An 8,724-nucleotide genomic window follows, 5' to 3' on the forward strand; every position below is an offset into this window, starting at 1 on the left:
AGACAAGACATGGCATTGGTTGAAGTCAAGGTTCCCGACATCGGCGATTTCGACGAAGTCGGCGTCATCGAGGTGCTGGTGAAGGTCGGCGACACGGTCAAGGTCGAGCAAAGCTTGGTGACTGTGGAAAGCGACAAGGCGTCGATGGAAATTCCGTCGTCCACCGCCGGCGTGGTCAAGGAGATCAAGGTCGCCGTGGGCGACAAGGTCAAGGAAGGCAGCCTGCTGGTGCTGGTGGAGGCCGAAGGCGCCGCCGCATCCGCCCCGGCACCGGTCGCCGCACCTGCGGTGGCAGCGGCCGCCCCGGCCCCGGTGGCGGCACCCGCGCCAGTGGCTGCGGCCCCGGCAGGCGGCTCGGTCACGGTGGTCGTGCCGGACATCGGCGACTTTGACGAAGTCGCGGTCATCGAAGTGCTGGTCAAGGTCGGCGACAGCGTCAAGGTGGAGCAGAGCCTGATCACCGTCGAGAGCGACAAGGCCTCGATGGAAATTCCGTCGTCGACCGCCGGCGTGGTCGAAGAGCTGCTGGTCAAGATCGGCGACAAGGTCAGCAAGGGCACGGCCCTGGCCCGCGTGGCCGCTGCGGCTGCTGCACCCGCCACAGGCGGCGCTGCGGCGCCGGCTGCCGCGGCGTCTGTCGCTGCACCGGTGGCCGCGCCTGCCCAAGCCGCCGCTGCGCCGGCTGCGGCCCTGCCGGCCCACCAGCCCACGGCCCCCACGGGCCAGCTGCCGCACGCCTCACCCAGCATCCGCAAGCTCGCCCGCGAGTTGGGCGTGCCGCTGGCCGAGGTGAAGGGCTCGGGCGCCAAGGGCCGCATCGTCGAGAGCGACGTGCAGGGCTTCGTGAAGGCCGTGATGTCGGGCGCCGTGCAAACCGCCGCCCAGAAGGCCGCCGCGCCGGCCGCAGCTGCCGCCACGGGCGGTGCCTTCCCCGGCCTGCTGCCCTGGCCCAAGGTGGACTTCGAGAAGTTTGGCGCGGTCGAGCGCAAGGAACTCTCGCGCATCAAGAAGATCTCGGGCGCCAACCTGCACCGCAACTGGGTGGTCATCCCGCACGTCACCAACCATGACGACGCGGACATCACCGAGCTGGAAGCCTTCCGCGTGCAGCTGAACAAGGAAAACGAGAAGGCCGGCATCAAGGTCACGATGCTGGCGTTCATGATCAAGGCGGCCGTGGCGGCCTTGAAGAAGTTCCCTGAGTTCAACAGCTCGCTGGACGGCGACACGCTCGTCCTGAAGAGCTACTTCCACATCGGCTTCGCGGCGGACACGCCCAACGGCCTGGTCGTGCCCGTCATCAAGGATGCTGACAAGAAGGGCATCTTCCAGATCAGCCAGGAGATGTCGGACCTCGCCAAGAAGGCGCGCGACGGCAAGCTGGGCCCGGCCGACATGAGCGGCGGCTGCTTCTCGATCTCGTCGCTCGGCGGCATCGGCGGTAAGTACTTCACGCCCATCATCAACGCGCCGGAAGTGGCCATCATGGGCGTGTGCAAGAGCTCGATGGAGCCGGTGTGGGACGGCAAGGCCTTCGTGCCGCGCCTGATCCTGCCGCTGTCGCTGAGCTGGGACCACCGCGTCATCGACGGCGCGGCCGCGGCTCGCTTCAACGTCTACTTCGCGTCGCTGCTGGCGGACTTCCGCCGCATTGCGCTGTGATCGGGAGCTGAACTCATGGCACTCATTGAAGTTCAAGTTCCCGACATCGGCGACTTCGACGAAGTCGGCGTCATCGAGGTGCTGGTCAAGGCCGGCGACACCGTCAAAGTGGAGCAGAGCCTGATCACCGTCGAGAGCGACAAGGCCTCGATGGAGATTCCGTCCAGCGCCGCGGGCGTGGTGAAGGAGATCAAGGTCAAGCTGGGTGACAAGGTCAGCAAGGGCTCGGTCATCGTGTCGCTGGAGTCGGACGCCGCTGCGGCGCCGGCCCCCGCGGCAGCCGCTGCAGCCCCGGCTCCTGCGCCTGCTGCTGCAGCCCCGGTCGCTGCACCGGTTGCTGCCACCTACAGCGGCAGTGCTGACCAGGCTTTCGACCTCGTCGTCCTCGGCGGCGGCCCTGGCGGTTACTCCGCTGCGTTCCGCGCGGCGGACCTGGGCCTGAAGGTCGCCATCGTCGAGCGCTACGCCACGTTGGGCGGTGTGTGCCTGAACGTGGGTTGCATCCCGTCCAAGGCGCTGCTGCACGTGGCCGCCGTCATGGACGAAGCCAGCCACATGGCCGACCTGGGTGTGGTGTTCGGCGAGCCGACCATCGACATCGACAAGCTGCGCGCCCACAAGAACAAGGTCACCGGCAAACTGACCGGCGGCCTGGCCGCCATGGCCAAGATGCGCAAGGTGACGGTGCTGCGCGGCGTTGGCACGGTGCTGGACGCGCAACACCTGAAGGTCGAAGCGACCGAGGGTGCTGTGGGCCAGGCCAAGACGGGCGCGGTGCAGACCGTGGCCTTCAAGCGCCTCATCATCGCGGCCGGCTCGCAGGCCGTGCGTCTGCCCTTCCTGCCCAACGACCCGCGCATCGTTGATTCGACCGGCGCGCTGGAAATGGGCGTGAAGCCCGAGAAGATGCTCATCGTCGGTGGCGGCATCATCGGCCTGGAAATGGGCACGGTGTACTCCACGCTGGGCGCGCGCTTGGATGTGGTCGAGATGCTGCCCACGCTGATGACCGGCGCCGACCGCGACCTCGTCAAGGTCTGGCAGAAGTTCAACCAGCACCGCTTCGACAACATCATGTTGAACACGAAGACGGTGGCGGCCGAAGCCAAGCCCGACGGCATTTACGTGACCTTTGAAGGCGAAGGCGCCCCGAAGGAGCCCCAGCGCTACGACCTGGTGCTGCAGGCCGTGGGCCGCACGCCCAACGGCAAGAAGATCGGTGCCGAGAACGCCGGTGTCATCGTCGGCGACCGCGGCTTCATCCCGGTCGACGTGCAGATGCGCACCAACGTCGCCAGCGTGTTCGCCATTGGCGACATCGTCGGCCAGCCCATGCTCGCCCACAAGGCGGTGCATGAGGGCCACGTGGCAGCCGAGGTGTGCGCTGGCGAGATCCTGGGTGACGACAAGCTCAAGAAGAGCCAGTTCGACGCCCGCGTGATCCCGAGCGTGGCCTACACCGACCCCGAAGTGGCCTGGGTGGGCATGACCGAAGACGAAGCGAAAGCCAAGGGCATCAAGATCACCAAGGGCCTGTTCCCCTGGACGGCCTCGGGCCGTGCGATTGCCAACGGCCGCGACGAGGGCTTCACCAAGCTGATCTTCGACGAGGAAAGCCACCGCATCATCGGCGGCGGCATCGTCGGCACGCATGCCGGCGACATGATTGGCGAGATCGCGCTGGCCATCGAGATGGGCGCCGACGCGGTGGACATCGGCAAGACCATCCACCCTCACCCCACGCTCGGCGAAAGCCTGGGCATGGCAGCCGAGGTGGCGCACGGCTCCTGCACCGACGTGCCGCCCGCCCGCAAGAAGTGAGGCGCCGGGTCAGCCCTGGGCCGACCCGCGCGAACCGGCAGCATCCGGCACGAAACGCGGCAATTCCTGCCCTAGAACTGCCCAAAAGGCCCGAACCGACAAGGTTCCGGGCCTTTTTCACATCTGAACGACCGCGGGCCGGCCAAAAGGGGGCATTTCCTCTCGCCACAATGCGCCCATGAATTTTTTCTACGGATTCATGGCTTTGGTCATGGCCGCCACACTCGTTCCGTCGGCGGTGTTCATGGGCGTGTATGTGTTCACCGGCGCAGATGAAGCGCTGGACCGCGCCCGCACGCTCTGGAACTACCTGCGCGTGTTCACGCTGCTGGGCTTCAACATCACGGTGTGGGGCAATGTGCTGGTGGGTGTCTGGCACCTGATGCACTAGAACCGGATGACTGAGGCCTGAAAGCCTCAAATCCGCGACGGATACATGCGCGGGCAGTCGGCGGTGCCGAAGCGGTCCACGGGGATGCGGTAGCGCTGGCCCACCCGCAGTTCGCGCCAGCGCGCCGGGTCGAGGCGGCAGGTCCAGAGGTGGTCGCCACCGTCGCTGAGCTCGATTTCATAGAACGCTTCGCGCGCGCCCAGCCGCTCGCTGCCGGGCTCGCCGGGTGGCGCCAGGCGCAAGGGCGGGCTGGGCCAGGTGGGCCGGTCGTCCGGGCCGCCTTCCTGCTTCACGATCCAGCTGCGCCGCCACGCCAGCACGCTGTAGCGGCAATGCTCGCCGGGCTCGGCCCGCCGGCCGGTGGGGTCTTGAATGACACGCCGGCTGATGTCGAACGCGCCGGCGGGCAGCTCGTCACACCAGTCTGAGCCGGATTCCGCCCGCAGCCGCTCCACCACGATTTCCATGCGCCAGCTGCGGCGGGTCAGCTCGACCCGCACGCCCGCCGGGCCGAAGATCCACCAAGCCAGCGTGCCCACCGTGCCCACCACCATCGCGGCAAGCACCAGCACGCGCAGGCGGGGCCGGCGCATCGTGTGCTCAGGCCGCGTCGAACTGGGTGACGATGGCTTCTTCCCAGTGCGCGAGGTCGTCCCAGCTGATGTGCAGCCAGTCCATCGCATCCTGGTGGTGGTCGGCCCAGTCGGCATCTTCGGGCAGGCCCTCGTGCCGGCGCATGATGTGCTCGGCAATCAGGCCGGCGGCCACCAGGGTGTGCACTTCGGGGTCGATGTCGGCGTGGCCGAGCGCGGCGAAGTCGTGGTGCAGGCGGATGGCTGCCATCAGCACCGGGGGCAGGTTCCACACCCGCACCACCAGCGCGCCCACCACGGCGTGGTCGGTCTTGTGGTTGGCGTTCTCGGTCGCGATGTAGGGGCGGTCGATGCGGGCGGCGGCTTCCACCATGGTCGAGGCGTAGCCCCGCACGCTTTGCATCAACACCGGAATGCCGACGTGCAGGAACAGCCCGAAGCTGTGGGCCAGGTCGGCAGACAAACCCGGCAGCTGCTGCGCGATGCAGGCCATGGCCATGGCGCGCTTGGTGCTGCGTTCCCAGAAACGGGCCAGCTGCGGCGCGTTCACCGGGATGGCGTGCTGGGCCAGGAAGCCGGTCATCACCGCGACGCTTTCGTTCAGGCCGATGCGCGTCATGGCCTGGCCGACGGTCGTGCACGGCAGCCCCACGGGCTTGAACAGCGGCCCGTTGGCAATGCGCAGCAGCGTGGCGGCCATGGCCACGTCGCTGGAGGCGATGCGGGCCACGGCGTTGAGGTCGGGCTCGGTGCCGCTCATGGCTTCCTGCAGCTCCTTGAGCAGGGCCGGGCAGGGAGGGATCTGGATCTGTTGCAGGCCGCCGCGACGGCGGGATTGGTCCAGGTCGTCGCGGATCTGCTGGGTGCGGGGCGTGAGAGAAGGTGCCGGGTTCTGCATGATCCGAAAATCTTAGGTGCGCTGGGGGCAGGTACAGTGAAACGACTTCTTGACTGCCGTCAATCTTGCCCACTTCCTTGCTCGCCGTCTTGCTACCGCGCCGGTGGGGTGCCCCAGGCCCCCGGTGGCTGTGGCTGTTGGCGTTGGCGTCGGTGCCCTGGCTGGCGGCAGCGGCTTACGACGCCGTCCGCGTGATGGAGGCCGCCGCGGCCCGCGGGCCCAAGGTGGTGGAACAAGCCCAGGCCCTCGTGCATTTGATCGAGCGCACCAGCGCGCAAGACGAAGCGGTGCGACTCAAGGAAGTGAACGACTTCTTCAACCGGCGCCTGGCGTTCAAAGACGACCAGGTCGTGTGGGGTGTGCCGGACTACTGGGCGTCGCCGCTGGAAAGCCTGGAAAAGCGCGCGGGCGATTGCGAGGATTACGCCATCGCCAAGTACTTCAGCCTGGCCGCTTCGGGCGTGCCCACGGCGCGGCTGCGCATGGTGTACGTGCGGGCGCGGTTGCAGGGGCAATCACTGGCGCACATGGTGCTGGCCTACTATGCCCAGCCCGCCGCGGAGCCGCTGATCCTGGACAACCTGCGCGCCGAGGTGCTTCCGGCCTCGCAGCGCCCGGACCTCACGCCCGTGTTCAGTTTCAACACCGAGGGGCTGTGGCAGGGCGCGGGCACCGTGACGGCCGGAGATCCCATGGCGCGTTTGTCGGTGTGGCGCGATCTCGTGGCCAAGGTCAAAGCAGAGGGGTTCTTGTGATGGAGGATGCGCCATGTCGTTGATGCGGCAAGTCGCCTGGCTGGTGCTGGGGGTGGTGCTGGCGGCGCTGGTGGGGGCGGTGGGCTTGTCGGCCCTGAGCACCCAGCAGTTGATGCGCACGCAGCTGGGCCTCAAGAACGCCGACAACGCGCAGACCCTGGCGCTGGCTTTGTCTCAGCAACGGGGCGATGCGGAGCTGATCCAGCTGCTGGTGTCGGCGCAGTTCGACACCGGGGCTTACCAGTTCGTGCGTTGGCGTGCGGCCAATGGCGACGTGCGGTTCGAGCGGGTCGAGCCGCCGCGGGCCGGCCAGGCGCCGGCTTGGTTCCAGGCGCTGCTGCCCATCGACGCCGATGTGGGCGTGGCCCAGGTGTCCAGCGGTTGGAATGCGATTGGCACCGTGGAGTTGAAGAGCCACTCCAGCTACGCCCACGATGCCCTGTGGCTGAGCGTGCGCCGCCTGGTGGCCTGGCTGCTGGTGGTGGGCATGGCCGCGGCGGTGGTGGCCTGGGGCGCGCTGCGGCGCATCCGCCGCCCGCTGGATGCTGCGGTGGCGCAGGCCGAGGGCGTGCTGGCCGGCACCTACGGCCAGGTCATTGAGCCGCGCGTGCCTGAACTTCAACGCCTGACCCGCGCCATGAATGCCATGGTGCAGCGTGTGAAAGACCTGTTCGAGGCGCAGGCCGGCCAGTTGCTGGTGCTGCGCGACCAGGTGCACCGCGACCCCTTGACTGGCGTGGCCACGCGCCGGCACTTCCTGGCGGAGCTGGAAGCTGCGTTGCAGCGCGACGATGGACCGCCCGCCGCCGGCCTGGTGCTGGTGCGGCTGCGCGATGTGGCCGGGCTGAATGCACGGCTGGGCCGCGCAGGGGTGGACGATGTGCTGCTGACCGTGGTGAGTGCGCTGCAGGCGTACCCGGCCTCGGTGTCGGGCTGCCGCGTCGGGCGCCTGAACGGCGGCGACTTTGCACTGTGGCTGCCCGCGCAGGGCGTGGCCGCAGAAACTGCCCATGCGTTGGCGGACGCCTTGCGGGCGAGCTTGCCGGCTTATGGGTCGGGCGTGCAGGTGGCGCTGGGCGCCATTGAGCTGGCGCGTGACCGGCCCAGCAGTGTCTGGCTGGGCGAGGCTGATGCCGCCTTGGCCCGCGCCGAGCACGAGGGCGAAGCCCGCGGTGGCTTCGTGGTGCAGGTGGTGGCCGACCCGGGCCTGGGGCGCGAGCAAGGCGAAGGCTTGTGGCGCGCGCAGCTGCAGGCCGCAGTGTCGGCCCGCCGCGGGCGCTTGGCCGAGTACCCGGTGAAAGACCGCGCGGGCCGTGTGCTGCATCTGGAATGCCCGCTTCAGCTGGCACTCGAAGGCGGCTACCAGCCGGCCGCGGTGTGGCTGCCGCTGGCCGTGCGGGCGCGGCTGACGGCGCAGCTGGACCTGTTCGCCGTCAGCCTGGCGCTCGACGCCATCGAGGACGACGGGCAGGCGCGCTGCATCAACGTGGCGCCGGCTTCGCTGGCAGATGCGGTGTTCCTGCATCAGCTGCGCGCCTTGCTGGAGCATCAACCCCAGGCCGCGCGCGGCCTGTTGCTGGACCTGACCGAAGCCGCGGCCACCGAGCACTTCGACCGCCTGCTGGAACTGGGCCAGCAGTTGCGTCCGCTGGGCGTGAAGCTGGGCCTGGAGCACGCGGGCGCGGGCTTGGCGCAGGTGGAGCGGCTGTACCAGGCGGGGCTGGACTACGTGAAGCTCGACGCCTCGGTGCTGCTGGGCGTGGCAGGCGAAGCGGGCCGCGCCGCGTTCGTGCGGGGCATGGTGATCATGCTGCGCAGCCTGGCGCTGAAGGTGTATGGCGAGGGCGTGGTGGACGAGATGGATGCCCAGGCCTTGTGGGACTGTGATCTGGATGGGATCACGGGGCCGTGGGTGACGGAAGGGCGGGGCTGATCGGCCTTGGCCCGAGGGGGCCGCGTTGGGGCCTTTGCGGGGAGCCTTTTGCGTTCGGTGCACCGAGCCGGGAGTTCGCCCCGGCGGGCGAGTAACTTTTCTCTGTCTTGCCAGAGAAAAGTCACCAAAAGAGAGGCGCTAACCGCACACCATCGGGCCTCGGGTGAGGCTCGCGCGCGAGAACAGCCGCTCGGCTGACGCGTAGAAGCGAACCGCTGCGCTCTCGCCGCCCACTTGTCACGAGCACCACAACCCGCGCCGCTCAGCCGCTTAACGCCGGCTGCACGCCGGGCTCATCAATGAATGCAGCTTCCGCCGCGACGCGCCGTCGACGGCGCTTCTTTTCCAGTCGTGAGTTCGGCGTTCAGCCGACGTTAGGCGCACGAGCGGTGGATGCATCGGGCTCGTGACAAGGACAGCGGCGAGAGCGCAGCGGCTCGCTTCGTACCCACAACCCACCGCCCGTTCTCGCGCGATGTCCGTCGCCGGCCAGTGGCCGTGTGCGGTTCAGCGCCTCTTCTTTGGTGACTTTCTTCTGGCGCAGTGTTTAGACCGGAGACATGGGTAACGGGTGTGCCAGCACATGGGTAACGCTTTCGGGGTTTCGAAGCCCCGGAAGAAGCCCATGGTCTGGATGGAGAAGAGCACCGTGTCTCAGCGTCAAGAGTTCG

7 protein-coding genes are annotated in these 8,724 nt (G+C 68.2%); 5 read left to right on the plus strand and 2 right to left on the minus strand.

Annotated elements, in window-relative coordinates:
- The first annotated feature begins 9 nt into the window (after positions 1 to 9).
- From aceF to ACG01O_RS20280, 3 genes are all read left to right on the plus strand, one after another.
- Positions 10 to 1,662 carry a dihydrolipoyllysine-residue acetyltransferase gene (gene aceF / locus ACG01O_RS20270; RefSeq protein WP_394387223.1) on the plus strand — a complete coding sequence of 551 codons (1,653 nt, stop codon included), beginning with the start codon at positions 10 to 12 and terminating at the stop codon, positions 1,660 to 1,662.
- Positions 1,663 to 1,677: 15 nt separating this feature from the next.
- Entirely contained in the window at positions 1,678 to 3,483 is a 1,806-nt protein-coding gene (gene lpdA, locus ACG01O_RS20275; RefSeq protein ID WP_394387224.1) for a dihydrolipoyl dehydrogenase, read from the plus strand.
- 178 nt (positions 3,484 to 3,661) lie between these two features.
- Positions 3,662 to 3,874 carry a hypothetical protein gene (locus ACG01O_RS20280; protein WP_394387225.1) on the plus strand — a complete coding sequence of 71 codons (213 nt, stop codon included), beginning with the start codon at positions 3,662 to 3,664 and terminating at the stop codon, positions 3,872 to 3,874.
- 26 nt (positions 3,875 to 3,900) lie between these two features.
- Here ACG01O_RS20280 and ACG01O_RS20285 read toward each other — a convergent pair whose 3' ends face one another.
- Both ACG01O_RS20285 and ACG01O_RS20290 read right to left on the minus strand, forming a co-directional pair.
- Positions 3,901 to 4,467, minus strand: a complete 567-nt coding sequence (locus tag ACG01O_RS20285; RefSeq protein WP_394387226.1) for a hypothetical protein — start codon at positions 4,465 to 4,467, stop codon at positions 3,901 to 3,903.
- Between the two features lie 7 nt (positions 4,468 to 4,474).
- Positions 4,475 to 5,365: an HDOD domain-containing protein gene (locus ACG01O_RS20290; RefSeq protein WP_394387227.1), complete on the minus strand. Its 891-nt coding sequence runs from the start codon at positions 5,363 to 5,365 to the stop codon at positions 4,475 to 4,477.
- Positions 5,366 to 5,502: 137 nt separating this feature from the next.
- Between ACG01O_RS20290 and ACG01O_RS20295 the strand changes: the two genes are divergently transcribed.
- Both ACG01O_RS20295 and ACG01O_RS20300 read left to right on the plus strand, forming a co-directional pair.
- Complete coding sequence (locus ACG01O_RS20295) at positions 5,503 to 6,120, plus strand: transglutaminase-like cysteine peptidase (RefSeq protein ID WP_394387228.1); 618 nt, start codon at positions 5,503 to 5,505, stop codon at positions 6,118 to 6,120.
- A 13-nt stretch (positions 6,121 to 6,133) separates the two neighbouring features.
- Complete coding sequence (locus ACG01O_RS20300; RefSeq protein WP_394387229.1) at positions 6,134 to 8,053, plus strand: bifunctional diguanylate cyclase/phosphodiesterase; 1,920 nt, start codon at positions 6,134 to 6,136, stop codon at positions 8,051 to 8,053.
- The last annotated feature ends 671 nt before the right edge of the window (positions 8,054 to 8,724 follow it).

The sequence above is a fragment of the Pelomonas baiyunensis genome, assembly GCF_043555935.1.
GTDB classification, from domain to species: Bacteria; Pseudomonadota; Gammaproteobacteria; order Burkholderiales; family Burkholderiaceae_C; genus Pelomonas; species Pelomonas baiyunensis.